We start from the raw sequence: 23,911 nt of genomic DNA on the forward strand, positions 1-23,911 counted from the left end.
CGACCGAGGCCAACCCATCCAAAGGACTGCCCCATGAAATTCTTCGTAGATACCGCCGAGATCGACGCGATTGCCGAGCTCAATGATCTGGGCATGGTGGACGGTGTCACCACCAACCCGTCGCTGATCAAGAAATCCGGCCGCGACATCATCGAGGTCACCAAGGAGATCTGCGATCTGGTCGACGGCCCGGTGTCGGCGGAAGTGACCGCAACCGACGCGGAAACCATGATCGCCGAAGGCCGTAAGCTGGTGGAGATCGCCGAGAACATCGCGGTGAAAGTGCCGCTGACCTGGGACGGGCTGAAGGCGTGTAAAACCCTGACCGACGACGGCCACATGGTGAACGTGACCCTTTGCTTCTCCGCCAACCAGGCGCTGCTGGCAGCCAAGGCGGGCGCGACCTTCATCTCCCCCTTCATCGGGCGTCTGGACGACATCAACCTGGATGGCATGGAGCTGATCGAGGACATCCGCACCATCTATGACAACTACGGGTTTGAGACCCAGATCCTGGCCGCCTCGATCCGCTCGGTGAACCATGTGCTGGATTCGGCCCGCATCGGCGCCGACGTGATCACCGCGCCGCCCGCGGTGATCAAGGCGATGGTGAACCACCCGCTGACCGATAAGGGCCTGGATGCTTTCCTGGCCGACATCAAGGCGGCAGAGATCAAGATCCTCTGATCCGCCCGCCAAACGGAAGACCACGAAAGGCGCCCTGTCCGGGCGCCTTTTTCTGTTGCGGCCGGTGCAGGCGCGGAGCATGCAAATGCACCGGCAACAGGCGGGAGCACGCCCCGGCGGCAATTTCCGCTGCAGCCGCATTTTTCCTCAGCATTGCAAATTTCCCGTGTTATACACTTCACCAAACCCGCCAGAGGTCCGGAGCCGCAAGAGTTCACCCATGAGCAGTTCAAGCAATTCAGCCAGCCTGGAAGATCAGCTGCGCGAGGCGATCCTCGCCAAACCCGACGCAGTGCTGGAAGACCAGCACCTGATGAACGCCCTGGTTGCCGCCAATGAGCGGGCGATGGGCTCCAACGTCGTTGACCTGCGCGGCATCGCGATGGAGCGGATGGCGGCGCGGCTGGACCGGCTGGAGGACACCCACCGCTCGGTGATCGCCGCAGCTTATGACAACCTGGCCGGCACCAACCTGATCCACCGCGCCGTGTTGCGGCTGTTGGAGCCGCAGGATTTCACTACCTTCCTCGCCTGCCTGGAGCAGGAGATGCCGGAGATCCTGCGCGTTCACGCGCTGGCCTTGGTGCTGGAGACCGCCCAGCCCGGCGGTGCGGCGGTCGAGCGCAAATCCGGCGTGCTGAAGCTGGCTGGCCCCGGCTTTACCGAAAGCTATGCCGGCCAGACAGGCCACGAACGGGCCGTCACCCTGCGTCAGACACAGGGCGGCAGCCCGCGGGTTTACGGGCCGAAGGCCGAATGGATCCGCTCCGAGGCCTGCCTGATGCTGGATCTGGGCGAAGGCCGCCTGCCCGGCATGCTGGTGATGGGATCGGAAGACCCGCATCAGTTCTCGCCGATGCAGGGCAGCGATCTTCTGGCCTTCTTCGGCGGCGTTTTCGAACGTTCGATGCGCTACTGGCTGTCATGACCCTGATGTCCTCCGCCTGCCGCGACGCGCTGCAGCTCTGGCTGGAGCGCTTAAGCGGGCTGGAGGATGCCTCGGCCAACACGCTGACAGCCTACCGCGGCGATGTAACCGCCTTCCTGTCCTTCATGACCCAGCACAGCGGCGGGCCGCAGGGTCTGGGGGCGCTGGCGCGGATCACCACCGCCGACATGCGGGCCTGGATGGCGTCGGAGCGCACCTCCGGCACCGGTGCGCGGTCGCTGGCGCGCAAACTGTCAGCGGTCAAGAATTTCTACCGCTGGCTGGCGGAACGCGAAGGGTTTGAGCCGGCCGCGGTGCTGCTGGCGCGCTCCCCCAAGTTCCAGAAGAAGCTGCCGCGGCCGCTGGCGCCGGAGGCTGCCAAGGCGGTGCTGGAAACCGTGGAGCTGCAATCGCAGCAGGACTGGGTTGCGGCACGGGATGTTGCGGTGGTGACGCTGCTTTACGGCTGCGGGCTGCGGATATCCGAGGCGCTGGGGCTGAAGGGTGCCGACGCTCCGCTGCCGCCGGTGCTGCGCATTCTCGGCAAGGGCCGGAAGGAACGGGTGGTGCCGGTGCTGCCCGCCGCCCGCGATGCGGTGGAGCGTTACCTGATCCTCTGCCCGCATCCGCAGGAGGCGGAGGCGCCGCTGTTCCGGGGCGTACGCGGCGGCGCGCTGAACCCGCGCCAGATCCAGGGGGTGATGGCCAAGACCCGCGCCCAGCTGGGCCTGCCTGCGACCGCCACGCCGCACGCGCTGCGCCACAGTTTTGCCACCCACCTGCTGGAGGCCGGCGGCGACCTGCGCGCCATCCAGGAGCTCTTGGGCCATGCCTCGCTGTCGACCACCCAGGCCTATACGGCAGTGGACACCAGCCACCTTATGGAAGTCTACAACAAGGCCCACCCGAAGGCGTGACTTGACCAGGGTGCCCGGTCTGGCCTTTGCTGTCAGCAGGAGGCCCGCCGATGACCGAAACATCCCCTGCGCAAGTGATCCTGACCAGCGTTCTGACCTGTCCCGCCTGCGGGCACGAGGCTGAGGAGGAGATGCCGCAGGACGCCTGCCAATGGTTCCATGAATGCCCGTCCTGCCGCACGCTTCTGCGGCCGAAGCCGGGCGATTGCTGCGTTTTCTGCTCTTACGGAACTGTCCCCTGCCCGCCTGTGCAACAAGGCGATTGCTGCTGCGGCTGACCCCGCGCCGCGGGCGGGTTGATTAAAATGCGCGCTATTTTTGCGGCCGGAGGAAAGCTGCCGTTAAGGCGGTGCAGGCTTGATGGCAAAAAACCGATCCAGAAAGGATTCTGCCATGACCTTCGCCGGCTTTGCCGATCTCATTGCCGATGGCGCCCCTGCCGCCCCTGCCCCGCCGCCCGGCATCCAGCAGCGGGAGCGCGACATGCCTCTGCGGCTGCCTTTTTCGTTTCCTGACGCCACCTGCCCAGGCCCCCAGGGCCGCCGCAGCCGCGTGACCCGCATTCAGTTGCCTGCAGGCACGGAATTCTGCTCAAAGCTGCACTGAGCGCTTGCGGCCAAAGGGCAAATTCGCCATCAGGGACGGATGACACCTCAACTGCGCGCCCTCTCCGTTCACTTGCTTACCGCAACCGGCGCCGTTTTCGCCATGCTGGCCATGCTGGCAGCAGCGGACGGCAAGTGGAGCCTGATGTTCCTGTGGCTGGTGGTGGCCTTTGCGGTGGATGGCATCGACGGCCCGCTGGCGCGGCATTACCACGTCAAGCGCTACTCGCCGGAGTTCGACGGGGTGCTGCTGGACCTGATCATCGACTACCTAACCTATGTCTTCATTCCCGCCTTTGCCCTGTTTCAGTCGGGGCTGATGGCGGGCTGGACCGGCTGGTTTGCGATCATCGTGATCACCTTTGGCAGCGCGATGTATTACGCCGACACCCGGATGAAGACCAAGGACAACTCCTTTTCCGGCTATCCCGGGGTCTGGAACATGCCGGTGCTGGTGATCTTTGCGCTGGAACCCAGCCATTGGACCAGCCTGGTGCTGGTGACGCTCTTGTCCATCGCCATGTTCCTGCCGCTGAAGTTCATTCACCCGGTCCGCACGGTGCGCTGGCGCAAGGTGTCGCTGCCGATGGCTCTGGCCTGGACTTTCTTTGCCGGCTGGGCCGCCTGGGTTGATTTCCATCCGCAAAGTTGGGCGCATTGGGGGCTGGTGGTAACCTCCGTCTACCTGCTGTTTGTCGGCATTGCCCAGCAGATCGTGCCTGAACGGCGCTGAGCACCCCTGATCCTGCGGAAAACTGCAAACGCTGCCCGAAACCAGCGGCGTTTTTTCACGTTTGCCCAACCGGCTTTGGCAATTCGCGACAAGTTTGAATGGATTTTGCAGCAGAATGCAGCGTAGCGGGAAAGCAGGTTTTAACAGCCCGCGGGGCAACACTGGCCCTGGATTTGCCTTGCGGCAGTTGAATACAGGAGAAAGCCATGCATTCCGTTTCCGCCCCCGGCGCCGCTTCTGGCGGGCTGAGTAATGCCCTGAACGCCGTGACCGGCAACAAGCAGCCCGGGCCGCCCGATCATGCCAAGGCCTGGGGCTGGCGCGCCAAACAGGCCGAGGCCGCGGCGGCAGCCCAGCCGCCGGCAGATGCAACTGACACCGCCTCGCAAGCCGGCGCGGCGGATGCGGCAGTTGGCCCTGAAGCCGTCGAGGAGACGGCAGGTGCACCGGTGCCGCCGGAAGCCCCGTCGGAAGCCGACATGGAATCAGTGATCCTGGCGATGATCAGCGATTTCTCCGAATCCTCCGGCGCGGACACCACGCCGCTGTACGACCAGGTGAAGGCGCTGTTCGCCTGAGTGCTGCCCCCTCTGGCACCGGATGGCGCCCGCGGCCAGGCTGATCAGATCAGCAGGCTGGCGGCGCCTTCGTGTTTCAGCAGCGCCACCTTGGTCTCCACTCCACCCTGCCCCGAAAAGCCGCCCAGGCCGGTGGCGCCCAGCACCCGGTGGCAGGGGATAATCACCGGGATCGGATTGGCACCGCAGGCGTTGCCCACCGGCTGCGGCGGTGCACCCAGTTCCTTGGCGATGCTGCCGTAGGTGCGGGTTTCGCCAAAGGGGATTGCAAGCATCGCGTCGCAAACCGCCCGCTGGAAATCCGACCCCTCCACCTGCAGCGGCAGGTCGAACTCAGTCAGCTCCCCCGCGAAATAGGCGCGCAGCTGGTCCAGCGCCCGCGCGAGCAGCGCCGAGTTGCCGCCGCCCTCAGACGTCCAGCCCAGGCGCACGATGGCCCCGTCGCGCTCAGCCACGCTGAGCGGCCCGACAGGGGTTTCAAGACTGGCTGAAATCATCATCTCTCCCCGGCTTGCTGCGGCAGCATCCTCGGACTGATGCCGCCAAATGGCAAGCTGAGGTTTCTCCGCGCGCGCGCTGGCAGGTCGCTGTTAACACTCTGTTAACCACCGTTAAGGTTTCACCGCCGGATTGGGTCAAATTGTATTAAAAGGAGTCTCAACAGTGTTTTAAAGGGCCAGCAAAATGATCAGTTCTGTTTCCAGCACCGCCAGCCTTTACCGCAGCCAGATGCACCTGCGGGCCGCAAACCGGCAGGACCCGGCCCTCGGCACCCAGCCGGACGGTACACTTCTGATCCATGGCGCCAGCCAGGGTATCCCGCATGGCCCAGCACGCGGCGAGACGCTGCCCGCAAATCAAACCCTGGCCGCGAACGCCCAGTATGTCGGCCCCGCCCGCGCCGCCGCCCGTGCCGAGGCGCTGGATACCCGCCCGGTCAAGCGCGTCGACATGACTGCCTTCTACCAGGATCTGATGAACGGCTGCCAGGCCGGCCCCAAGCCGGTCAGAGTTCTGTCCGCAGAAGCGAACTATGCCAAGGCCCGCGGCATCCTTGGCTGAGCGCGGCAGCGCGGCGCGTTAACCGCCTGTTAAGCGTGTTGTGTTAATCCTCCCTTAAGAACGGTTCAATGCCACCGCGAAGGACCCTCTGTTATGTTTATACCAGTTGCAGGACGTGTAGATCCTATCAAGCCGAACCGCGGTCATCTGACCGCGCGGCCTGTTGTCCGCTCAGATGACCCGGACCAGAGCGAATCTGCCGATAACACGCCGCGTGAGCGGGACGGAAACCCGCGGGACAGCCGCCAGCCGCTCGGCGCCGGCTCCCTCTCGCATGCTTCGGACACCGCCGCTGCCGCAGATGACGGCGAACTGCTGAACGAAAATGCAGTGCTGGCGCAGCACCTGCTGCTGCAATGCGCCTGCCAGCGTAACATCGGCACGGTGCTGGCGGCAGGAACCGCCTTTCACGGGTACGAGGCGGCCAGGACCCTTTCAGCCTGAACCGCCGCCCTGTCCCTTACTGCAGCTGCGCCCAGAACAATTCCAGATGGCGCGACATGATCTCCTCAAACCGGCCGCTGTCCCGCAGCTTCTGCAGCCCCGCGTTGATCCGGTACAGATGCGTGGTGCCCCGCCAATGGCGCTTGGAGATCACCACATGCAGGCCTTCTTCTGACAGCGGTTTTTCCAGCGGCACCACAGTGTCGCGCAGGTTTCCTGCCACGATGGTGTTGGCGCCCAGGAACAGGTTCACTGCCGCTGCGTCAACCTGCCCCTCCGCCACCATGCGGAAACAGTCCGCCGGGGTGGCGGGCTGCACCAGGGTGATTTTGCCGTCGTCCAGCCAGCGCCGGTCAGCGCGGTTCAGATCGTGGGTGAAATAGCCCGCCGGCCGGCACAGGGTCTTGCCCTCGATGTCGACGTCGGAGCTGTAGTCAAAGCCGCCGCCTGCCCGCACGAAAAGCATGATGGGCATGGTCATCACCGGCTCGGAGAAGTGGAAATTGGCGCAGCGCTCGTTGCTCGGCTCGGCCGCGCAGTCGGGCTTGAGCCAGGGGAACCCCATGTCGAATTCCTTTTTGTCCAGCATCGGGAACAGGTGCTTGGACCAGTCGTCCTCCCAACTGACAGAATAGCTGACCGGCGCCGGCGCAAGCTCCAGCGCGGCGTTGATCAGCTCCGTCACCATGCCCTGCCCCGGCAGGGTGCGGTCGGTAAACGGCGCATAGCCGCTGCCGGTGAGCAATGTCAGCTCCGCCTTCTCCTGGCGCAGTGGGGTGGCATCCGGTGCAGTGGCGCCGGTGATGCAAGGGATGAACAGCTTGCGGCCCGGCAATACGGTGGCGCCCGCCAGCAGTTTCTGGTTGCGGTAATAGACCATGGTCCAGCGGTTGCGGTCGCCGTAGTGGGTTTCCGCGATGGAGAACAGCGTGTCTCCCGGCTGGGCCACATAGTCCACATCGCAGATCGCCCAGGCCGCGGCCGGCGCCATGGTGAACAGAGCCGCCAGCTGGAAGAGGCGCGAGAAAAGCCGTTTCATGCTGCCTCCTCCCTCAGAACCCGGCCCAGATCCGGGCCATGTGGTCCTCGACGATGGCCTGGTAGCTGCCGTCTTCCTGGATCGATCGCAGGCCCTTGTTGATCATCGCCAGCATTTCATCGGCGCGCGGGTGGGTCTTGTGCACCACCACATAGATGCCCAGCACCGACAGGGGCTGCGGCAGCACTGTGAACTGGTCGGCGATGCCGGCTTCCTTCATCACGCTGCGGCCGGTGAATTCGTTGATTGCCACCGCATCCGCCTCGCCCGCGGCCACCATGTCAAAACAGTCCTTCACCTTGTGCGGCTGCTTCAGGGTAATCTTCTTTTCCGCGATCCAGTTGCGGCCGCGCTCGTCCAGGTCAAAAGTCAGGTAACCGGAAGGGCGGCACAGGGTCTTTCCTTCTATGTCGCTGTCGCTGGTGAACGCAAACGGCCGGTCCTTATGCGCAAACAACAGCATCAGGGTCTCGAACATCGGCTCGGAGAAGTGGAAGTTCTGGCAGCGGTAACTGCCCGGCATCGTCTCGCAGTCAGGCTTGTACCAGGGAAAGCCCAGATCCAGCAGCGCGTTCGACAGCAGTGGGTCGAAATGCGACGACCAGTCGTTCACCCAGTGGATGGCATAGCCTTCGGCCGGGGCGGCCTGGGTCATTGCTGCATTCACCACCTCGGTGATCAGACCGCCGTTGTGCGACGCCTTGGAGGTGAATGGCGCGTAATCGTCGCCGGTCAGCAGGTTGATCTTCTTGCGCACCGCCGCGTTGCCCGGCGCCACCTTGACGGGCACCGCGGCGGCGGGGGCGGCAGCTCTGATTTCCTTGCCGCCCGGCAGGCCCAGCGGCAGCCCTTCGAGGCAGGCCAGCGAGAGTTTCATGCCGACCCGGATCGCCCCCGGCTTGGGGCCGATCTGGTCAATGTTGCGGTTGTGGATGGCGCTCCACTTGCCCGCGTCCTTGTATAGCTTGTCAGCAATCACCGACAGGCTGTCGCCGGACTGCACGGTATAGATGCCACCGCAGGTTTCGGCAGCAGCGGAAGTGGCCGCCAAGGCAAACAGCCCCATGGCAGCAGCAGCGATATAGTTTTTCATGGTCCCCCCGGGAAATGGCTGGCACCGGAGCCGGAGCCGGCCGCCGGTGCCTTTTCACATTATTGTTTTTGCAATTGTTCCAGCCCTGCTCCATCGGCGGCACAGACCAGTTCCGGAAATCGGTGCTGCACATGCGCGCGCAGCCCGGTTGTCAGTTGCCGGTGAACAGCGCCAGAAGCGTTGCCGTATCAACCCGCCCGCCAGCGCCGATCAGGCCCGCAGGCACGGTGATTTCACCGCGCTCGTAAGCGCTGTTCACCAGCTGATCGATATAGGCCTCGGACTGGCCCTGCGCAGCGGCGCTGCGCACCATCTTGTAGAGCGCGGACCCATCAACAGTGGCAGGCGCGGCAGACCCGGCAGCCTGTTTGCTGCGCAGCGCTGCCAGCGTGCCTTCGGTAATGCGTGCGACCAGGGCCTCTTCACCGCTGGCAGGCGAGCCTTCCAAACCTGCTGCTGCTGCAGCCCCGGCCGGCACCTCTGCGGCGAAGGAGTCCGGCAGAAGCGCTGCCGTTTGCGCATCCTCAGCAGTCACGCTGCCGCCGAACTGGAAATAGAGCAGCATGGCTGAGGCCACAGCCAGACCGGCAGCCGCCAGCCCCAGCTTGGCCAGGGCACCGCCTTTGTCCGCTTGAACCGGTGCAAAGGGCTGCGGCTCCGGAGATTGTTCGCTTTGGGCTTGCGGCCGTTCGACCATGGAGGGCACTGCGGTTTTGGCAGGCTTGCCAGCCGTTCCGGCAGCAGTTTCCGGCTGCCTCCGGCTGGTTGCGGGGCCGCCCGCCACCAGACCGATCTTGATGTTCTTCGGGGCTGACACCCCGTCAATCCGGATTTGCGCGCTGCGCGCCCTGCCCGGCGCACCCGCCGGTTGCGCGTCCGCTTTCAACTTCAGCATAGAATACTGCCCCCCTGCCCCATGCCATATTTTGAAATGACGGTTTAAAATCTACATGGAATTAACGTTTTCTTAACCAATTGAGGGAAACGGGTCAACATTTGGGGGAATCCAATCAGACAGCACACAATGCATTTCCCGGAAAAAGTGTGGAAAATGCCGCAATAGCAGCGTAAAAATGACAACGCCCGGCCTTAAGACCGGGCGCTGCGCACAATTCAGAGGTGAGGTCTGGCTTAGCCCAGCGCGCTGTCGCAACGGCCGCAGACGCCGTCGTGGCTGTGGCTGCCGACATCCGGCAGGATCTTCCAGCAGCGCTGGCACTTGCCGCCGTCGGCCTTTTCAAACACCACCGACACACCGTCGACTTCCGGCATGCGGAAGGCTTCGGCGGGGGCCGGGTCGTTGGTCAGCTGAATGCCGGAGGTGATGCAGATATCGGCGAAGTTCACCGACTTCAGCGCCGCCAGCGCCTCGCCGTCGCGCACATGCACCACAGGTGCTGCCTCCAGCGAGGCGCCAATCACCTTGTCGGTGCGCTGCACCTCCAGCGCTGCGGTCACCACCCGGCGGGCCTGGCGGATCTTGGACCACTTGGCGGCCAGCGGCTCGTTCAGCCAGTCTGCAGGCGTGTTCGGGATATCCTGCAGGTGCACGGAGCTTCCCTCGCCCGGGTATTTCTCCAGCCAGACCTCTTCCATGGTGAAGACCAGGATCGGCGCCAGCCAGGTGGTCAGGCGGTGGAACAGTATGTCCAGCACGGTGCGCGCGGCGCGGGCGTTCAACGTGTCGCCGTCGCAATAGAGCGCATCCTTGCGGATGTCGAAGTAGAAGGCCGACAGGTCCACGGTAGCAAAGTTGAACACCGCCGAGAACACGCCCTGGAAGTCAAACGACTGGTAGCCGCTGCGCACCTTCTGGTCGAGTTCGGCCAGGCGGTGCAGCACCCACCGTTCCAGCTCCGGCATATCCGCCGGGTCAACCCGCTGATCCTCGCTGAAGTCGCCCAGGGAGCCCAGCATGAACCGCATGGTGTTGCGCAGGCGGCGGTAGCTGTCGGCAGTGCCTTTCAGGATCTCCGGACCGATCCGTTGGTCGGCGGTGTAATCGGTCTGCGCCACCCACAGGCGCAGGATGTCAGCGCCGTACTGCTTGACCACCTCCTCCGGCACGATGGTGTTGCCGAGCGACTTGGACATTTTCATGCCCTTCTCGTCCAGTGTGAAGCCGTGGGTCACAACATTGCGGTAAGGTGCGCGGCCCTTGGTGCCGCAGGCCTGCAAGAGCGAGGAGTGGAACCAGCCGCGGTGCTGGTCGGTGCCTTCCATGTAGACGTCGGCGATGCCGTCCTCGGTACCGTCCTCGCGGTCGCGCAGCACAAAGGCATGGGTCGAGCCGGAGTCGAACCACACGTCCAGCACGTCGAACACCTGGTCATAGGCATCCGCATCGACGATGCCGTCCAGCACCTTGGCCTTGAAGCCTTCTTCGTACCAGACATCGGCGCCGTGCGCCTCGAACTCGGCGACAATGCGCTTGTTGACCTCTTCATTGCGCAGCAGGAACTCCGCATCGGTCGGCAGCGCGCCCTTCTTGGTGAAGCAGGTCAGCGGCACACCCCAGGCGCGCTGGCGCGACAGCACCCAGTCTGGGCGGCTTTCGATCATCGAATGCAGGCGGTTGCGGCCGGTCTGCGGCCACCATTTCACCAGCTCGTCGATCGAGCGCAGCGCCCGTTCGCGGATGCTGTTGCCCATTTCGCCCATGCCGTCGTCCAGCTTGCGGTCGACGGAAGCAAACCACTGCGGCGTGTTGCGGTAGATGATCGGCGCCTTGGAGCGCCAGGAATGCGGATAGCTGTGCTTGATCTTGCCGCGCGCCAGCAGGCCGCCGACTTCCACCAGCTTGTCGATGATGGTCTTGTTGGCATCGCCCTCGCCGCCCTTGCGATTGAGGATGTAGGTGCCGCCGAAGAAGGGCAGATCGGCGCGGAAGCCGCCGTCGTCCATCACGTTGTAGGTGATCATCTGCTCCAGCATGTTCAGATCGCGGTAGAGCTCGAATTCCTCCATACCGTGGCTCGGCGCGCAGTGGACAAAGCCGGTGCCTTCGGTGTCGGTCACAAAGGGGGCTGCGCGGAAGTCGCGGATACCGTCCCATTCGCCGTTCGAGCCTTCGGCGCCGTGCAGCGGGTGGTGCAGCGACAGGCTGGACAGTTCGTCCGCCGATACGCCGCGCAGGCGCTTGTACTGGTCCTCAGCCAGACGGGCGCGCTTGAACACCTCTGCCGCCAGGTTGTCGGCCAGCAGGAAGCGGTCGCCGGTATTGGCCCAGCATTCGTCCGGGGTGCCGGTCACCTCATAGAGGCCATAGGCAATGTCCGCGCCGTAAACCACCGCCTTGTTCGACGGGATGGTCCAGGGTGTGGTGGTCCAGATCACCACATGGGCGCCTTCCAGATCCTGCGCCACGATCGCAGAGTCAGCGCCAGCGAAATCCGCATCCTCGCCGTCTGCAGCCACGAACCCGCCGGCCTCGGCCACTTTGAACTTCACCCAGATGGTGAAGCTTTCCTTGTCGTGGTATTCGACCTCGGCCTCGGCCAGCGCGGTCTTCTCGACCGGCGACCACATCACCGGCTTGGAGCCCTGGTAGAGGGTGCCGTTCATCAGGAATTTCATGAACTCATCCGCGATCACCGCCTCGGCATGGTAGTTCATGGTCAGATACGGGTCATCCCAGTTGCCGGTGATACCCAGACGCTTGAACTCCTCGCGCTGGATGTCGACCCAGCTGTCGGCAAAAGCGCGGCATTCCTGGCGGAATTCGACAACCGGCACCGCATCCTTGTTCTTGCCCTTCTTGCGGTACTGCTCCTCGATCTTCCATTCGATCGGCAGGCCGTGGCAGTCCCAGCCCGGCACATAGCGCGCATCAAAGCCCATCATCTGGTGCGAGCGCACAATCATGTCCTTGATGGTCTTGTTCAAAGCGTGGCCGATGTGCAGGTGGCCGTTGGCATAAGGAGGGCCGTCATGCAGGGTGAAGGGCTTGCGCTCCGCATCCGTGCCCTTGGCCGCGGCAGCTTTGTCCCGCAGGCGGTCGTAGACGCCGATCTCAGCCCAGCGCTCCAGCCAGGCGGGTTCGCGCTTGGGCAGGCCCGCGCGCATCGGGAAATCGGTTTTCGGCAGATTCAGGGTGTCTTTGTAGTCAGGCGTCTGAGGCGTGTCGGCGCACATCGGGGGCGTCCTTTGGATGATCAAGGTCGGGAATTGGGATATTCGGTTCGGCGCGATGGCTCAAGCGCCTTTGCCCGGCGGCTCAACGGTTTCAGAGCGCCGGGGATATAATTCGAATAATGATGGCCGCGAATAGGGACATGAGAGGCCTTATAGGGCGGTCCCACCGGAGGGTAAAGCGGCAGATGCGCCGCATCACGCGAAGGGCAGCGACCGGCCCTGGGCGGGCGCAAAGCGCCCTCCCGTGGGGAGGGTCGGGCGTGCCCGGCCTCGCGGCCGGACGGAAATTGTCAATCAGCGCACCAGCCAAATACCCAGATCCGGCCGCGCCAGCATCAGCCAGATGATCATCAGCACCGCGGCAAAGGCGGGGACGCCGCAGGCAAACCAGACAGCAAACAGGTGGTGATAGCGCGCAGGCAGCGCCCGCCCTGCCTCCGCTGCTGCCCGCGCCAAGCCGCGCAGCCGCAGCTGGATCCAGACCACTGGCAGCCAGAACGCCCCGGTCAGCACGTAAAGGAGCAGCGACAGCGCCAGCCAGCCCTCGCTGAATGGCCAGCCCAGCCGCCAGGCCAGCAACCCGCCGGTGATCGGCTGAACGATCACCGCAGTGGCGGTGAACAGGAGGTCTGCCAGCACCACCACGCCCGCAGTATGGGCAATCAGGCGCGCATCCTTTGTCCGGTGCGCCATCAGCATGAAAAAGGCGATACCCGCTCCGGTGCCCAAAAGCACGCAGGCGCCGATCACATGCAGCCAGCGCAGGATCAGGTCCACCTCCATCTCAACGCTCCTGCAGCAGTTGATGAGTGATCAGCGCCAGCAGCAGGCCCGGCAGCACCTTGACCAGCGGCCCGAGCGGATCAGCCCACATCTGCGGCGTAACCGCAGTGGCCGCGGCCAGGTAAATCAGCGAGACCGCCACCATCCCCAGACAGGCGCGCACCGCCCAGGGCCGCCACAGGATTGCCAGCCCCAGGGCGATGTCGGCAAATGACCAGAACCCGACACTGGCTTTTGCAAGCAGGCCGCTCCAGCCCTCATCCGTCAGCACCTTCGCCGCAGTATCCAGCTGCCACAGGCCGATCAGCCCTGAAGCCAGCCAGAACAAGCTCAGCACGGCGGCCGCAACCGGCATCAGCAGCGCCATCCGCGCATCCAGCCGCTGCGCACGCCCGGAAGGCAGCGATTGATAGACGGTGCTCAGGGGCGCCACCTCGCGCCCCGTGGCTCCCCGGTACGGGGCGGGATCGCCGCGCACGCCGCTCTGGATTTCGGCAATCGCCGTCGAGCGCAGCGGCGAGCGCCAGCCCAGCCGCCCCAGCGCATCGGCGCAGGCCGCCAGCGGCGGCAGCAGCCAGCCCGGGAACCGCAGCACCATGCGGGGCGGTGCAAACCCCAGCCATTTACGTGTCTCCGCCAGAACCTCTTCCAGCGTGTGCACTTGCTCTTCGACCAGATCATAGGTCCCCTGCGGCAGGCCGCCCTGCAGCGCGGCAGCTACCGCCTCTGCCAGATCTGCCATGCCGATGCACTGCACCGGCGCATCTGCCAGCGCCACCGGCTGCACCAGCGGCACCGCCGCCAGCATCCGCAAGAGCCGGGTGCCGCCATAGGCGCCCTGCCCGATCACCAGCCCCGGCTTCAGGATCCAGGCCGCAGCGCCAGAGGCCCGCAAGGCCGCGTCGCCCCGTCCCTTGCTGCGCATGAACTCCGTCCCGGCGTCTGGTCCTGCCCCGGCAGCTGAAATCTGCACAACCGTGATGCCCCGCTCTGCACAGGCCGCCCCCAAGGCTGCAATGGCTGTGTGGTGCACCGCCTCCAGCTCCCCTGGCGCCATATCCTGCAGAACCCCCGCGCAGTTCACCACGACGTCCGCACCCTGCAGCAGCGGCGCCCAGTCCGCAGGCCGCAGCAGCTGCAGCAGGTCGCCCTGCACAAACGGCACGCCCGGCAGCACCCGCGCCGCCTGCGCCGCACTGCGGCCCAGCCCCGCTGCCTCGTATCCGGCGGCCCGAAGGGCGCGCACCACCTCAGCCCCGATAAACCCGTAGGCGCCCAGAACCAGCACCCGCCTTGTGTTCTCCGCCATCAATGAATGCCTTTTTGACAAATCTCCCGCTCACCATAACGGCAGCGGCGCCAGGCGCCAGCGCTGCCGCGGTCCGGCACTGCAGCAGATGCGCCTTCCCTCTTCCGCTGGCTGTGGCTTCGACTTATCTACAGGCGAAAGCAGGCCGGAGCAGATTATGATTGAGACCGAAACGCAGAACCCGCTGGCGCGGTTCGACATCACCGCAGAGGAAATATCCCGCGTGGTTGCCGTGTTCTATATGCAGGTGCGTGCGGACGATGTGCTGGGACCGGTATTTGCCGCCCATGTCACCGACTGGCCGGAGCATGAGGAGAAGATCGCTGGCTTCTGGCGCAATGCGATCCTGCGCGAGCGCAGCTACAGCGGCAATCCGATGCGGGTGCACGTCTCGCGCCCCGATGTGAAGGCAGAGCATTTCCCGCTGTGGCTGGGCCTGTTCCACCAGGTGCTGCGGGCTGAGCTGCCGGAGCGCACCGCGTTGCAATGGGGCGCCCTGGCCGACCGCATCGGCGAAGGCTTCCGCACCGGCATCGTGGCCATGCGCCAGCCCAAGGACCAGCCGCCGAAACTGTTCTGACACCCTCAGCCGGGGCACTCCCGCGCCTGCCGGTGTTCTGGCTGCGCCAGACCACCTCTGCAGCCTGGGGCGCGCGATCTACTTCTCCTTGGAAAACAGGCCTGTCAGCGCCCGCTGCACCACCTTGCGCGTGCTCGGCTTGTGCTGCGGCGAAAACGGCATCGGGCGGCAGACCTCCATTGCGGCAACGCCGACACGCGCCGACAAGGCGCCGTTGACCAGCCCTTCGCCGAACCGGCGGGAGAGCTTGGAGAGCACCGATCCGCCCAGCACCGGTTCCAAGAGGTCATCGCCCGCGGCCACCGCGCCGGTGGCGGCCAGATGCGCCAGCACTGCACGGGTCAGCCGCCAGGAACTGAAGAACCCGGGCCGGCCGCCATAAATCCCTGCCACCCGTCGTATCATCCTGAGCGAGGAGACCAGCGCCGTCAGAATATCCGCCAGCGCCATCGGCACCAGCGCCGTTACCGTCGCGACCTGCCGGGCCGCGGCCTCCACCTCGCACAGGGCCAGCGCGTCCAGCGGCACCAGCAGCTCTTCCTCTGCCAGCAGCAGGAGTGCATCGCCGTCCATCACCTCGTCCTGGCGCTCCGCCAGCCGGGCCTGATGCCAGCTGAGTTCCTCGCGCCCGCTATAGAAGGCCTCCAGCCGGGTGGTGAAGGCGCGGGCCGCAGCCAGATCCGTGGCCTCTCCGGCCTGATGGCGCAACGCATCGACACGCCGCAGCCGCGAAAGCGCCGCCAGTTCGCGCAGGGCCATGGCAAGCGCCAGCAACAGCAGCAGCGCCAGCCCGGCCGTGACGGCCCAGCCCAGCAGCGGCACCCGGTCAATCAGCCCGGCGGCGAAGTCCCAGGCCGCGACAGAGGCCATGGCGCCGATGACCGCCACCGGCAGCGCCCAGAACCAGCGCGCCAGCCGCGACGGGTGGCGGGCGGCGATCCGGGCAGCCTGCTCCATCGCCGGGGGCTGCACCGCCAGCGGGGCCGGGTCGGGAACCGGCGGCGCTTCCGCCACTGGCGGCGCCCTCTCTTCATCCTCCAGGTCAAACAGAACCGGCTTCTTGGTCATGCGGCCGCCCCCTGTGCTGCGCGCCATTCAAAAGCGATGTCGGGCAGACCTTCCTCATTGCCGGAGCCATCCCCGCGGCCGGTTTCGGCAAAACCCTCGCGCCGGTAAAACTTTTGCGCCCCTGCGTTGGCGGCAAAGGTGCGCAGAGTCAGACGCAGCGCGGCGGCTTTGGCCGCATCCAGAAGCATCTTGCCTGTGCCCAGTCCGCACGCCTCTGGCGCGAGATAGAGCGCGCAGACCTCCTCGCCGTCGCGGGCCAGGAAACCTTCAACGCACCCGGCCCTTTCCGCCACCGTGACCCAGCCGCGGTCGATCATAGTGCCGCAAAAGGAAATCACCTCAGCCGAGGTGTAGAGCTTGGGCATCCACTCCGTCTTCTGCTGGAAATGGTAGAGGATATCGCCAACCGTGCCGGCATCCAAAGGCGCGGCGGGGCGCAGGAACAGGGTCACAGGGCATCTCCGATCAGGAATTCGGCGGCGCGGTCGAGGCGGATATGCGGCGGGCCGCTGCCGTGTTTCAGGGTAAGCGGCGCAGGGCCAAAGGCCATCGACTGATAATCGCCTTCCAGCCAGCGCTCCGCGCCCTGACGCGCCGGGGTCAGCAGCTGGGCCGGGTCCTGCGGCAAAGCACCTGGGTAGAAGGCCGCCTGCTTGCCGCTGTCCAATAGCGTGCCGCGCACGCAGGGCAGCTCAGCGCCGTTGTGCGGGCGCATCTCCTCCGTGGTGGTGCGCAGGGAGGCCAGCGCCAGCGCCGCAGTATCCGCCCCGGCAAAGCGGGCGCGGTCCTGCGCCTCGCGGGTGAGCGCCTCGATAATGGCGGTCATCTGCGGGTGCTGGGCGTGGTGCAAATGGTCGGCCTTGGTGGCGGCGAACAGGATTTTCTCCACTCGCTTGCCGCCCAGAAGCCGGGTCAGGAAATGGTTGCGCCCCGGCTTGAAGGCGCTGAGGATATCGGCCATCGCATGGCGCAGATCCTCCACCGCCTGCGGCCCGGAATGGATCGCCGAGAGCGCATCCACCAGCACCACCTGCCGGTCGATGCGGGCAAAGTGGTCACGGAAAAACGGTTTCACGACCTTGGATTTATAGGCCTCATACCGCCGCTCCATCTCCCGCCACAGGCTGCCGCGCGGCGGGTTGCCGACCTGCGGCAGCGGCGCAAAGGTCAGCACCGGCGAGCCTTCCAGGTCGCCGGGCAACAGGAAGCGCCCCGGGGTGCAGTCGTAGAAACCGGCGGCGCGGGCGCCGGCCAGGTATTGCGTGAAAGCCGCGGCGAGGGCCTGGGCCTGCGGCTCATCGTGTGCCCCGGCAGGAACCGCCTTGGATTGTTCTTCCAGAAAATGTTCCGCCTGCGGGCGGGAGGCAATGCGGGACAGAACATCCGCGGACCACTCGGCGTAGGTTTTGTCCAGCAACGCCAGGTCCAGCAGCCATTCACCGGGGTAGTCGACAATATCCAGATGCAGCGTGCGCGGCCCCTGCAGGCCTGCCAAGAGCCCCGCGGGCCGCACCTTCAGGCTGAGGCGCAGCTCAGACACCGCACGGGTGCTGTCCGGCCAATGGGGTGACGGCCCGGTCAGCGCCGCAAGGTGGTTTTCATAATCGAACCGCGGTACGGTGTCGTCCGGCTGAGGCTGCAGGAAGGCGGCCTCGATCCGGCCTTCGCGCGCGGCGCTCAGCTGCAGCATCCGGCCCCGGTCCATCAGGTTGGCGACCAGCGAGGTGATGAACACCGTCTTGCCGGAGCGCGCCAGCCCGGTGACCCCCAGCCGGATGGGCCGGTCGAACAGCGCCGCGGAGAGGCCGCTGGTCACGCTCTCCACCCCGCTCATCACCCCGTCTGCAAGGGAGGTTATCACCAAGGCCCTGATCCTGCTCTGTTCTTGCTGCTGACAAGATAGGCAGCATCCCGCCGGGATACCAGACCACACGCAGGGCTTGCCCCGGCCCGGCCCTGTTGCTAGTTGCCCGGCCATGCCGCGTTTTGCTTTGAAAGTCGAATACCACGGGAAGCCTTTTGCCGGCTGGCAAAGGCAGAAGGACCTGCCGTCCGTGCAGGGCGCGATCGAGGCTGCGCTGGCGCGGCTGGAGCCGGGGGAGCACACCATCGCCGCCGCCGGGCGCACCGACACCGGCGTGCATGCGCTGGGACAGGTCGCGCATTGCGATATGGCCAAGGATTGGGACCCGTTCCGCCTGTCGGAAGCGCTGAATTACCACCTGAAGCCCGATCCGGTCGCCATTGTGGACTGCGCCCGGGTGGAGAGTGACTGGCATGCGCGCTTTTCCGCGGTGGAGCGACAGTATCTGTTCCGCATCCTGATCCGCCGCGCGCCTGCCACCCATGACGCGGGCCAGGTCTGGCAGCTGAGCCATGATCTGGATGCGGACGCCATGCAGGAAGCAGCCAACCACCTGATCGGAAACCACGATTTCACCACCTTCCGGTCATCCATCTGCCAGTCGGCCAGCCCGGTCAAGACCCTGGATGAGCTGCGGGTGGAGCGGGTGCAGGGCTTCTCCGGGCCGGAAATCCATTTCCATGTCCGCGCCCGCAGCTTCCTGCACAACCAGGTCCGCAGCTTTGTCGGCACGCTGGAGCGGGTCGGCGCCGGCGCCTGGGAGCCTGCGGACGTGAAAGCCGCGCTGGAGGCCTGCGACCGGGCGGCCTGCGGGCCGGTCTGCCCGGGCCACGGCCTGTATCTGGCGCGAGTGGGCTACCCGGACGATCCCTTCGCCTGAGCCGATAAACGGGGGGTGACACCCGTACACCTCCTGTGCACCCTCTGTGCACCGCCCCGCCCTTGCATCACGGCGGCGGCTGTCCATACTCAACCGCAGCATTCCGGATCACACCGGCCGTTTCCCCCGCGGCGCCCGCCCCGCGCCGCTGCCCTGAGCAATAACAAGAAGAAGAGACCCGCAATGGCAGCCACCACCAAACCGCCGCTTTTGGCCGTCCTGATCGACGCCGACAATATCTCCGCCAAATACGCCGAGGCGATGTTCGAGGAGATCGCCTCCTTCGGCGAGGCCAGCATCCGGCGCATCTATGGCGATTTTGCCGGCGGCGGCCCTCAGGGCTGGAACAAGGAGAAGCTGGCGGCGCTGGCGATCGTGCCGCACCAGCAGTTTGCCAATACCACCGGCAAGAATGCCTCGGATATCGCGTTGGTGATCGACGCGATGGACATCCTGCATTCCGGCCGCTTTGACGGTTTTGTGCTGATTTCCTCGGACAGCGATTTCACCCGGCTGGCCAGCCGCATCCGAGAACAGGGGGTGGACGTTTTCGGCATGGGGATGCGCAAGACACCCGCCGCCTTTGTGAAAGCCTGCAAGCGGTTCATCTACGTGGAGAACCTCCTGGAAGAGCCGGCCAAGGCCAAGACAAAGCCCAAGAAGGATGACGTCGACGGCAATCCGCCCTCAGAACTGCCGGACCCGGCCAAGCTGGTGGTGCGGGCAATGGATGCGATCGGCCAGGAGGACGAATGGTTCACGCTGGGCCAGATCGGCCAGTATATCACCGCCGCCTTCCCGGATTTCGACACCCGCAGCTATGGCAAGCGCAAGCTGAGCGACCTGATTGCCTCGTTGAAACTGTTCGAGACCAAGCGCGGCGAGGGCAACCAGATCCTGGTGCGGCGGCTGGACTGAGCAGCGGAAACAGCCTTTCGCTTGCGCGCGAACCGTGGCTTAGTCCCGCAAAAGGGACGCGTCAAAGGGAGGAACGCGCATGGCAATGCTGATCAGCATCGGTCACGACGGCTGGTATACCGAGGAACAGATGGCGGAACAGCTGCAGGCGATGGCGCCCGGCGCCGATATCCGCCCGATCTCCGCTCCCGGCAATCTGGACGATATCACGGTGCTGGCGGTTTCCGCGCTGAAGGGCGATCTGCCCGCGCAGCTGCCGAACCTGAAACTGGTGCAGAAACTGGGCGCCGGGGTGGATACCATCGTGGCGCACCCCAGCCTGGCACCGCATGTGCGCGTGGCCCGGCTGAGACCGCTGGAACCTGCGCATGAGATCGCCGAGTTCTGTCTGGCCTATGTGCTGCGCGGCCAGCGCAACATGCTGGCGCACGCAGCCTCGCAATCCCGCAGCGCCTGGGAACCGCTGGCGCCAAGGCGTCCGCAGGAGACCACCGTCGGCATTCTGGGCCTCGGCCATATCGGCGGCATGACAGCACGCCTGATGCGGGACATGCGGCTCCGGGTACTGGGCTGGAGCCGCTCGCCCAAGGAGATCGAGGGCGTGGACTGCCGCCACGGCGCGGCGGCGCTGCCGCAGATGCTGGGGGAATGCGATTATGTCTGTTCGATCCTGCCCTCCACCCCCGCCACCCGCGGGCTGATGAACATTGAAACACTGGCGGCGATGAAGCCGGGTGCGATGCTGATCAATGCAGGCCGCGGCGACCTGGTGGATGAACCGGCCCTGCTGGCGGCGCTGGACAAGGGCACGCCCGGCCATGCGGTGCTGGATGTGGTGAGCAAGGAGCCCTTGCCCGCGGACAACCCGCTGTGGGCGCATCCGCAGGTCACGATCACCCCGCATGTCTCAGGCTGGCATCTGGGCGACGCGCTGAAAGACGTGGTGGAGAACCTGCGGCGGCTGGAGGCCGGGGAAGAGCTGCTGCATGAGGTGGACCGGCAGCGGGGGTACTGAGCCCCTGCCCCGCGCAATTTACCCGCTAGAGCGCAAGACTCGAAAGATATGCGATTATGGCAACCCGCGCAGCGCGGTCCGGCTGGCTGCCGCGGGTCATGTCTGTTCCGGGAACGGCATTGAAAGGATCGGCAAGGAAAACATTAAGCTCGTCGGGCGTCCACCGCCCCGTCTGCGCTTTCATCTCCCCGGAATACGGGAATCCTTCGACCGATGCCTTGGCTCGACCAACGACGCCTGCAAGGCTGGGGCCAGGGTGCTGCCCCGTGTTAATTTCACCGGGTGTCAGACCGTGGCACCCGCCGCATTCAAATGCCAGAATGCGTCCTTCCTCGGGGTCGGCAGCTTCCAGCTCCCCAGGCTGCAGGGGCTCGACCGGCGCCGGGCCGGCACCCATTTCCCGCAGGAACCCGACCATCTCAGTCCGGCCCTTCCGCTGAGCATAGTGAACCGCTGGCCATCCAAAGCGAACCGCCGCCGCATTCACGTCGGCACCATTATCGAGCAGCAGGCGGGCCGCCTCGACAGCGCCGCGCTCCGCTGCCTGATGCAGCGGCATCAGCAAATCTTCACCGCCAGGCAGGTTCGGATCAGCACCAGCATCCAGCAGGATAGAGACGATGCCGGTGTGGTTGTTGCGGGCGGCAATGCCAAGTGCTGTGCCGAAGTCTGTCGCGGAGTCAGGAAACGCTCCAGCAGACAGCAGGTAGCGCACAGCCTCCTCCTGCCCGCGCTGGGCCGCGAAGTAGAGGGGCTTGGCCAGCGTTTCCGGGTCAGGGCTGGAGCCTTCGGGCAAAGCCGCCTTCAAGGCCGGCATATCGCCCGAGGCAGCCAAGGGAGCCAGTGCCTGCGGCGCAGCCGCGCTGGGAAGAATAAAAAGCAGGAACAGTAAGCGGGTTGGCCGGAAGAAGCGCAGCGGCATTTTGCGTCCTCCTTCAGAAGGTCTGACGGACGCAGTGTAACATGGCAGGCGCATTGCGCCAAAACACTCCGAGACTGGCACTTTACCGGTTCTGCAGCATCAGCGCCGCTGCCCCCTGCTTGCTCAAACCGGCCGGAGGCACAGGTGCTGTCTGCACCTGGGGATTGCGTGGCGGCCCCGAGCGGGGCCGCAGCCGGATCAGCCGATGAAGTCCTTGTAGCCGGCCTCATCCATGTAATCGTCCATCGGTGACAGGTCCGACGGCTTGATCTTGAAGAACCAAGCGTCGCCCTCGGCGTCCTCGTTCACCTTGCCGGGGTCGTCGGCCAGCGCCTCGTTCACCTCGACGATCTCGCCGTCCAGCGGCGCGAGGATGTCGGACGCCGCCTTGACCGATTCAATCACCACGATCTCGTCGTCCTTGGAGACCTCGGTGCCCGGCTCGGGCAGCTCGACATAGACCACCTCGCCCAGCTGTTCGGCGGCGTGGGCGGTGATGCCGACGGTGATCAGGTCGCCCTCGGGCAGCAGCCACTCGTGTTCCTCGGTGTATTTCATGGGGGTGTTATCCTTCGAAGAGGCGTGGGTTTTCAAATGTCTCAGGCCGCCGGAAATGGCGCCGCAGATGGCAGGGAACAACCCCTGCATACGCGGGCATACGGTATCAACGGGCGGGGCTGGCGATCAAGACGGCAAATTCCGGGGCGGCTGAGTTTTTTGCCCGTCGCTCAGCTGTTCCTCGGCGGCTCAGAACAGGTTGAAATATTCCGCCTGCTCCCATTCGCTGACGGTATCCAGATAGCGCTCCCATTCGAAAGTCTTGAGCTGCAGCAGATAGTCCACCGTGCCGGCGCCCAGCGCATCGCGGCAGAGCGCCGAGCCTGCGAACCCTTCCAGTGCCTGCCCCAGCGAACGCGGCAGGCGTTCGGCGTCTTCGCTGTAGGGCGACAGGGTGGGTTTCGGGGCCTCCAGACCCTCCCGGATGCCGGCCGCGCCCGCGATGATCTGGGCGGCCAGCGCGTAATAGGGGTTGGCGGAACTGTCCGGCGCGCGGTTCTCGATCCGGCTGGCGGGGTCATGGGGCTGCATCAGCGCCCGCAGCATGGCGCCGCGGTTGTCCTCGCCCCAGCCGATGCGGCTGGGGGCCAGCTGGAACGGCAGGTAGCGCTTGTAGCTGTTCACCGTCGGCGCGATCAGCAGCGAGGTTTCGGACGCGTATTTCAAGAGGCCGGCCATCCAAGCGCTGGCCGGCGGGCTGAGCATACCGGCGGTTTCCGGCATGAACAGGTTGCGGCCCGTGGCCAGGTCCTGCAGCGACTGGTGGACGTGCCAGCCGTTGGCCATCGCGTTGTCCAGCCGCGGCTTGGCCATGAAGCTGGCGTGCAGGCCATTGCGGGCGCAGACCTCCTTGACCATGGTGCGGAACATCACCATCGCGTCGGCCTGGGCCATGGCGCCGTCGGGGGCAAAAGTGAACTCGACCTGGCTGGGACCCATTTCGATTTCCACCGACCGCACCGGCAGGCCGAGCTTCTGGGCGTTGCGGCGCAGCAGGTCGAGGATGCCCTCCGCCTCGCCATAGCGGGTTTCGGTGAGGTATTGATACCCCTGCGTCAGGTTGCGGGTCTGCACCGGGGCGCCGGGGCGGGTGGCCTGGGTGTGGGCCGCGGATTTGTCCGCCAGCTCAAACAGGTGGAACTCCACCTCCAGCCCGAAGGTGGCCGCCATCCCCTGCTCCGCCAAGGCCTCCACCTGCTGCCGCAATACCGCGCAAGAGGCAAAGGGGATGGGCCGGCCGTCCGGGTAGACCGGGGTGCAGAAGATCCAGGCGGAATGACCGGACCAGGGCAGCGCGCGCCAGGTCTCCGGGCGCGGCACCAGGAGCACATCGCCCGCGCCCTGCATCGGGCCGTCCAGCCCGGAGCCGTCCTCCCAAACCGGAAAGGCCGTGCGGTGGGAGGTGTCCTTGAGCAGCAGGGTTGCGGGCACGTTCAGGCCGCGGTCGAAAACACCGGCAAAACCCTCTGCCATCACCGTCTTGCCGCGCAGCAGCCCATGCTGATCGGGGAACAGCACCCGCACCGTCTCGATCCCGTCAAACTGCGCCCGGGAAGTGATCTCGGCCGCCTTGCGGCAGTCCTCTGGGGTCAGCAGCCCCAGGCGGGCCAATTTGCCGGATGTGAAATCTTGTGCCATGGGCGGCCTCTTGGCTAGCGAGCTAATTGAAATTGCACCGGAAATGGCCACACGTCCAGCCGACGGCGGGAATTGCTGCAACCCGTTGCGCAATCTGGATATTGCGGAGGGTTTGCGCCTTGACAGCGTTCGCAAAGCGAACATTCATTCGAGCAT

At 65.4% G+C, this 23,911-nt stretch carries 25 protein-coding genes; 12 read left to right on the forward strand and 13 right to left on the reverse strand.

Features of this window, described 5'->3' with window-relative positions; translation table 11 throughout:
- Nucleotides 1-33 precede the first annotated feature (33 nt).
- The 6 genes from fsa (at nt 34) to KUW17_RS21005 (ending at nt 4,448) form a co-directional block, all read left to right on the forward strand.
- Nucleotides 34-687: a fructose-6-phosphate aldolase gene (gene fsa / locus KUW17_RS20985; protein WP_222482264.1), complete on the forward strand. Its 654-nt coding sequence runs from the start codon at nt 34-36 to the stop codon at nt 685-687.
- 220 nt (nt 688-907) lie between these two features.
- Nucleotides 908-1,615, forward strand: coding sequence for a DUF484 family protein (locus KUW17_RS20990; protein ID WP_222482265.1), 708 nt, complete (start codon nt 908-910; stop codon nt 1,613-1,615).
- A complete protein-coding gene (locus KUW17_RS20995; protein WP_222482266.1) occupies nt 1,612-2,532 on the forward strand; it encodes a tyrosine recombinase XerC in 921 nt (306 codons plus the stop codon). Before KUW17_RS20990 ends, KUW17_RS20995 begins: the two co-directional genes overlap by 4 nt.
- Before the next feature lie 50 nt (nt 2,533-2,582).
- Complete coding sequence (locus KUW17_RS23405; RefSeq protein ID WP_226430854.1) at nt 2,583-2,810, forward strand: GDCCVxC domain-containing (seleno)protein; 228 nt, start codon at nt 2,583-2,585, stop codon at nt 2,808-2,810.
- 367 nt (nt 2,811-3,177) lie between these two features.
- Entirely contained in the window at nt 3,178-3,870 is a 693-nt protein-coding gene (locus tag KUW17_RS21000) for a CDP-alcohol phosphatidyltransferase family protein (RefSeq protein WP_222482267.1), read from the forward strand.
- A gap of 206 nt (nt 3,871-4,076) precedes the next feature.
- On the forward strand, nt 4,077-4,448 hold the full coding sequence (locus KUW17_RS21005; protein ID WP_222482268.1) for a hypothetical protein: 372 nt from the start codon (nt 4,077-4,079) through the stop codon (nt 4,446-4,448).
- A gap of 44 nt (nt 4,449-4,492) precedes the next feature.
- Here KUW17_RS21005 and KUW17_RS21010 read toward each other — a convergent pair whose 3' ends face one another.
- Nucleotides 4,493-4,945, reverse strand: a complete 453-nt coding sequence (locus KUW17_RS21010; protein ID WP_315899415.1) for a methylated-DNA--[protein]-cysteine S-methyltransferase — start codon at nt 4,943-4,945, stop codon at nt 4,493-4,495.
- Between the two features lie 187 nt (nt 4,946-5,132).
- On the opposite strand from KUW17_RS21010, the gene KUW17_RS21015 reads away from it, so the two are divergent.
- The gene (locus tag KUW17_RS21015) at nt 5,133-5,510 is read left to right on the forward strand and encodes a hypothetical protein (protein WP_222482270.1); all 378 of its coding nucleotides are present in this window, start codon (nt 5,133-5,135) and stop codon (nt 5,508-5,510) included.
- Nucleotides 5,511-5,603: 93 nt separating this feature from the next.
- The gene (locus tag KUW17_RS21020) at nt 5,604-5,954 is read left to right on the forward strand and encodes a hypothetical protein (RefSeq protein ID WP_222482271.1); all 351 of its coding nucleotides are present in this window, start codon (nt 5,604-5,606) and stop codon (nt 5,952-5,954) included.
- Nucleotides 5,955-5,970: 16 nt separating this feature from the next.
- Here KUW17_RS21020 and KUW17_RS21025 read toward each other — a convergent pair whose 3' ends face one another.
- The 6 genes from KUW17_RS21025 to KUW17_RS21050 form a co-directional block, all read right to left on the reverse strand.
- On the reverse strand, nt 5,971-6,993 hold the full coding sequence (locus tag KUW17_RS21025) for a transporter substrate-binding domain-containing protein (RefSeq protein ID WP_222482272.1): 1,023 nt from the start codon (nt 6,991-6,993) through the stop codon (nt 5,971-5,973).
- 13 nt (nt 6,994-7,006) lie between these two features.
- Nucleotides 7,007-8,086, reverse strand: coding sequence for a transporter substrate-binding domain-containing protein (locus KUW17_RS21030; RefSeq protein WP_222482273.1), 1,080 nt, complete (start codon nt 8,084-8,086; stop codon nt 7,007-7,009).
- A 151-nt stretch (nt 8,087-8,237) separates the two neighbouring features.
- The gene (locus KUW17_RS21035; protein WP_222482274.1) at nt 8,238-8,981 is read right to left on the reverse strand and encodes a hypothetical protein; all 744 of its coding nucleotides are present in this window, start codon (nt 8,979-8,981) and stop codon (nt 8,238-8,240) included.
- A gap of 236 nt (nt 8,982-9,217) precedes the next feature.
- A complete protein-coding gene (gene ileS, locus KUW17_RS21040) occupies nt 9,218-12,220 on the reverse strand; it encodes an isoleucine--tRNA ligase (protein ID WP_222482275.1) in 3,003 nt (1,000 codons plus the stop codon).
- Between the two features lie 294 nt (nt 12,221-12,514).
- A complete protein-coding gene (locus tag KUW17_RS21045) occupies nt 12,515-13,003 on the reverse strand; it encodes a DUF2269 family protein (protein WP_222482276.1) in 489 nt (162 codons plus the stop codon).
- A 1-nt stretch (nt 13,004) separates the two neighbouring features.
- Nucleotides 13,005-14,312 (reverse strand): SDR family oxidoreductase, encoded by a 1,308-nt coding sequence (locus tag KUW17_RS21050; protein WP_222482277.1) that lies wholly within the window; start codon nt 14,310-14,312, stop codon nt 13,005-13,007.
- A gap of 157 nt (nt 14,313-14,469) precedes the next feature.
- Here KUW17_RS21050 and KUW17_RS21055 point away from each other — a divergent pair, with 157 nt between their 5' ends.
- The gene (locus tag KUW17_RS21055) at nt 14,470-14,892 is read left to right on the forward strand and encodes a group III truncated hemoglobin (protein ID WP_222482278.1); all 423 of its coding nucleotides are present in this window, start codon (nt 14,470-14,472) and stop codon (nt 14,890-14,892) included.
- A gap of 78 nt (nt 14,893-14,970) precedes the next feature.
- On the opposite strand, the gene KUW17_RS21060 is transcribed toward KUW17_RS21055, so the two are convergent.
- Genes KUW17_RS21060 through KUW17_RS21070 form a run of 3 tightly spaced genes read right to left on the reverse strand, consistent with a single transcriptional unit; the run spans nt 14,971 to nt 17,824 of the window.
- The gene (locus KUW17_RS21060; RefSeq protein ID WP_222482279.1) at nt 14,971-15,960 is read right to left on the reverse strand and encodes a YcjF family protein; all 990 of its coding nucleotides are present in this window, start codon (nt 15,958-15,960) and stop codon (nt 14,971-14,973) included.
- Nucleotides 15,957-16,412, reverse strand: coding sequence for a GNAT family N-acetyltransferase (locus KUW17_RS21065; RefSeq protein WP_222482280.1), 456 nt, complete (start codon nt 16,410-16,412; stop codon nt 15,957-15,959). The genes KUW17_RS21060 and KUW17_RS21065 overlap by 4 nt, the downstream gene beginning before the upstream one ends.
- Complete coding sequence (locus KUW17_RS21070; RefSeq protein WP_222482281.1) at nt 16,409-17,824, reverse strand: YcjX family protein; 1,416 nt, start codon at nt 17,822-17,824, stop codon at nt 16,409-16,411. Before KUW17_RS21070 ends, KUW17_RS21065 begins: the two co-directional genes overlap by 4 nt.
- 112 nt (nt 17,825-17,936) lie before the next feature.
- Between KUW17_RS21070 and truA the strand changes: the two genes are divergently transcribed.
- From truA to KUW17_RS21085, 3 genes are all read left to right on the forward strand, one after another.
- Nucleotides 17,937-18,704 carry a tRNA pseudouridine(38-40) synthase TruA gene (gene truA, locus KUW17_RS21075; RefSeq protein ID WP_222482282.1) on the forward strand — a complete coding sequence of 256 codons (768 nt, stop codon included), beginning with the start codon at nt 17,937-17,939 and terminating at the stop codon, nt 18,702-18,704.
- A 183-nt stretch (nt 18,705-18,887) separates the two neighbouring features.
- Nucleotides 18,888-19,622 carry an NYN domain-containing protein gene (locus tag KUW17_RS21080; RefSeq protein ID WP_222482283.1) on the forward strand — a complete coding sequence of 245 codons (735 nt, stop codon included), beginning with the start codon at nt 18,888-18,890 and terminating at the stop codon, nt 19,620-19,622.
- Nucleotides 19,623-19,701: 79 nt separating this feature from the next.
- Nucleotides 19,702-20,637, forward strand: a complete 936-nt coding sequence (locus KUW17_RS21085; protein WP_222482284.1) for an NAD(P)-dependent oxidoreductase — start codon at nt 19,702-19,704, stop codon at nt 20,635-20,637.
- 25 nt (nt 20,638-20,662) lie between these two features.
- Here KUW17_RS21085 and KUW17_RS21090 read toward each other — a convergent pair whose 3' ends face one another.
- The 3 genes from KUW17_RS21090 to KUW17_RS21100 form a co-directional block, all read right to left on the reverse strand.
- Entirely contained in the window at nt 20,663-21,559 is an 897-nt protein-coding gene (locus KUW17_RS21090; protein WP_222482285.1) for an ankyrin repeat domain-containing protein, read from the reverse strand.
- A 198-nt stretch (nt 21,560-21,757) separates the two neighbouring features.
- Nucleotides 21,758-22,117 carry a glycine cleavage system protein GcvH gene (gene gcvH, locus KUW17_RS21095; RefSeq protein ID WP_039183528.1) on the reverse strand — a complete coding sequence of 120 codons (360 nt, stop codon included), beginning with the start codon at nt 22,115-22,117 and terminating at the stop codon, nt 21,758-21,760.
- Nucleotides 22,118-22,306: 189 nt separating this feature from the next.
- The gene (locus KUW17_RS21100) at nt 22,307-23,755 is read right to left on the reverse strand and encodes a glutamine synthetase family protein (RefSeq protein ID WP_222482286.1); all 1,449 of its coding nucleotides are present in this window, start codon (nt 23,753-23,755) and stop codon (nt 22,307-22,309) included.
- Between the last annotated feature and the right edge of the window lie 156 nt (nt 23,756-23,911).

The organism is Leisingera aquaemixtae (assembly GCF_019801145.1).
Lineage (GTDB): Bacteria > Pseudomonadota > Alphaproteobacteria > Rhodobacterales > Rhodobacteraceae > Leisingera > Leisingera aquaemixtae_A.

What these genes read in the sequence shown, in the direction of transcription:
- KUW17_RS21010 (WP_315899415.1), bottom strand. Translation starts at nt 4,945, where the DNA reads ATGATTTCAGCCAGTCTTGAAACCCCTGTCGGGCCGCTCAGCGTGGCT.
- KUW17_RS21000 (WP_222482267.1), top strand. Translation starts at nt 3,178, where the DNA reads ATGACACCTCAACTGCGCGCCCTCTCCGTTCACTTGCTTACCGCAACC.
- KUW17_RS21015 (WP_222482270.1), top strand. Translation starts at nt 5,133, where the DNA reads ATGATCAGTTCTGTTTCCAGCACCGCCAGCCTTTACCGCAGCCAGATG.
- KUW17_RS21060 (WP_222482279.1), bottom strand. Translation starts at nt 15,960, where the DNA reads ATGACCAAGAAGCCGGTTCTGTTTGACCTGGAGGATGAAGAGAGGGCG.
- KUW17_RS21080 (WP_222482283.1), top strand. Translation starts at nt 18,888, where the DNA reads ATGGCAGCCACCACCAAACCGCCGCTTTTGGCCGTCCTGATCGACGCC.
- gcvH (WP_039183528.1), bottom strand. Translation starts at nt 22,117, where the DNA reads ATGAAATACACCGAGGAACACGAGTGGCTGCTGCCCGAGGGCGACCTG.
- KUW17_RS23405 (WP_226430854.1), top strand. Translation starts at nt 2,583, where the DNA reads ATGACCGAAACATCCCCTGCGCAAGTGATCCTGACCAGCGTTCTGACC.
- KUW17_RS20990 (WP_222482265.1), top strand. Translation starts at nt 908, where the DNA reads ATGAGCAGTTCAAGCAATTCAGCCAGCCTGGAAGATCAGCTGCGCGAG.
- KUW17_RS21045 (WP_222482276.1), bottom strand. Translation starts at nt 13,003, where the DNA reads ATGGAGGTGGACCTGATCCTGCGCTGGCTGCATGTGATCGGCGCCTGC.
- ileS (WP_222482275.1), bottom strand. Translation starts at nt 12,220, where the DNA reads ATGTGCGCCGACACGCCTCAGACGCCTGACTACAAAGACACCCTGAAT.
- KUW17_RS21020 (WP_222482271.1), top strand. Translation starts at nt 5,604, where the DNA reads ATGTTTATACCAGTTGCAGGACGTGTAGATCCTATCAAGCCGAACCGC.
- KUW17_RS21005 (WP_222482268.1), top strand. Translation starts at nt 4,077, where the DNA reads ATGCATTCCGTTTCCGCCCCCGGCGCCGCTTCTGGCGGGCTGAGTAAT.
- KUW17_RS21050 (WP_222482277.1), bottom strand. Translation starts at nt 14,312, where the DNA reads ATGGCGGAGAACACAAGGCGGGTGCTGGTTCTGGGCGCCTACGGGTTT.
- KUW17_RS21100 (WP_222482286.1), bottom strand. Translation starts at nt 23,755, where the DNA reads ATGGCACAAGATTTCACATCCGGCAAATTGGCCCGCCTGGGGCTGCTG.
- fsa (WP_222482264.1), top strand. Translation starts at nt 34, where the DNA reads ATGAAATTCTTCGTAGATACCGCCGAGATCGACGCGATTGCCGAGCTC.
- KUW17_RS21055 (WP_222482278.1), top strand. Translation starts at nt 14,470, where the DNA reads ATGATTGAGACCGAAACGCAGAACCCGCTGGCGCGGTTCGACATCACC.
- truA (WP_222482282.1), top strand. Translation starts at nt 17,937, where the DNA reads ATGCCGCGTTTTGCTTTGAAAGTCGAATACCACGGGAAGCCTTTTGCC.
- KUW17_RS20995 (WP_222482266.1), top strand. Translation starts at nt 1,612, where the DNA reads ATGACCCTGATGTCCTCCGCCTGCCGCGACGCGCTGCAGCTCTGGCTG.
- KUW17_RS21085 (WP_222482284.1), top strand. Translation starts at nt 19,702, where the DNA reads ATGGCAATGCTGATCAGCATCGGTCACGACGGCTGGTATACCGAGGAA.
- KUW17_RS21090 (WP_222482285.1), bottom strand. Translation starts at nt 21,559, where the DNA reads ATGCCGCTGCGCTTCTTCCGGCCAACCCGCTTACTGTTCCTGCTTTTT.
- KUW17_RS21025 (WP_222482272.1), bottom strand. Translation starts at nt 6,993, where the DNA reads ATGAAACGGCTTTTCTCGCGCCTCTTCCAGCTGGCGGCTCTGTTCACC.
- KUW17_RS21030 (WP_222482273.1), bottom strand. Translation starts at nt 8,086, where the DNA reads ATGAAAAACTATATCGCTGCTGCTGCCATGGGGCTGTTTGCCTTGGCG.
- KUW17_RS21035 (WP_222482274.1), bottom strand. Translation starts at nt 8,981, where the DNA reads ATGCTGAAGTTGAAAGCGGACGCGCAACCGGCGGGTGCGCCGGGCAGG.